The sequence below is a fragment of the Mesorhizobium sp. M1142 genome, assembly GCF_040318565.1.
Classification (GTDB): domain Bacteria; phylum Pseudomonadota; class Alphaproteobacteria; order Rhizobiales; family Rhizobiaceae; genus Mesorhizobium.
In genome coordinates, this window is record NZ_JAMYMK010000071.1 from 1 (window position 1) to 1,244 (window position 1,244).

Genomic DNA, 1,244 nt, shown 5'->3' on the forward strand with positions numbered 1-1,244 from the left:
GCGCCCGTCGCTTCACCCGCCCAGCAGGGCACAACCCACGCCGGAAACGAACTCAAAACTGGATAGAAACTGGGGGCAACGTCACTGCTGGCCGACGATTTTTTCGTGATCTGATCCGGCGCCTACGGCGGTGCGCGTGAAAACGAGATCTCACGGTACACGACAGTCAGGGTGAGAACGGGATGATGTGTTTGGATTGAAGATTCCTCAGCAAAAGGATCTTCGCCCATGCCACTGATTCATTCCGCTCTCATCGAGACGTTAGGTTGGCACTTTGCATTGAGCAAGAGCCGGCTTGTGACGCCGCCTGCGACGTTTCCGTTGGAATCGTAAAACAACGCACCCGTAACCTTGTCATAGACGATGTGGTCGTCGGCGTCGTGCGCGCTAGTTCCAGCGAAGAAATACCTTGGCTCGAGGGCTCCGGTGGCTCCAAGTCCCTGCATGCCGCATTGAAGGGCGCGTGCGAAATCGGCTTCACGGTTTTGTCGATCAGCATTTCGCTCGTCGCGATGTTCATCCCGCTCTTGCTGATGGGCGGCATTGTCGGCCGTCTGTTCCAAGAGTTCGCCATCACGGTAAGTGACGAACTGTATCTGGGGAGCGTCCTCGATACCGCTACAGTCCATGCCAGCACATCTGCACTTAACGAAAGAGGCTGGCGGGGTGCTGGTTGTCCACTTGGTCCTTGTTCGTCACAGCAGCGCCTCGCGCGATGTCGCTTCCCCGTCGGTTCTTCAGGTCACGTAGAAGGAGGCTGCCGAGAGAGATGGGGGGAAAAGCGTGGCGAACTGTGTTTGAGCTGTGCCGCCGATCCCGTCGCTGTCGAAAGAGAGCGCCCCGGTTGCACTATTGTAGATGATATGATCGGAACTGTCGTGCGCTGCCGTCCCGGCATAGAAAGCAGCCTGGGAAAGCGCCCCAACCGGAAGCCCTTTGAAAATGCCATCGTCGAGGTGGATCTTGTCCTGAAGCTTGTTGAAGTCGGTGATCCTGTCGATATTGCCGGCTCCAAGAGCGGTATTGAACACGAAGGCATCGTTGCCGCCATAGCCGGTCAAGATGTCGGCGCCGCCGCCGCCGTTGATGACATTGGCGCCGGCATTGCCTTGGATGGTCTGGGCAAAGGCGTTGCCGGTCAGGTTGATTGCCGTGGTGGCGGACGCGTTGATGGTGGCGAGAAGCTCGATCTGCGAGCCGGCCGCAAGGGCATGGCTTACCGAGGCCAGTACTTTGTCGGTGCC

At 58.3% G+C, this 1,244-nt stretch carries 2 pseudogenes; one reads left to right on the forward strand and one right to left on the reverse strand.

Annotation, left to right across the window (positions count from 1 at the left end):
• Window positions 1–380: 380 nt before the first annotated feature.
• Window positions 381–533: pseudogene (locus NKH42_RS31095) on the forward strand (hypothetical protein); the annotation flags it as partial.
• Between the two features lie 204 nt (window positions 534–737).
• Here NKH42_RS31095 and NKH42_RS31100 read toward each other — a convergent pair.
• Window positions 738–1,244: pseudogene (locus NKH42_RS31100) on the reverse strand (calcium-binding protein); the annotation flags it as partial.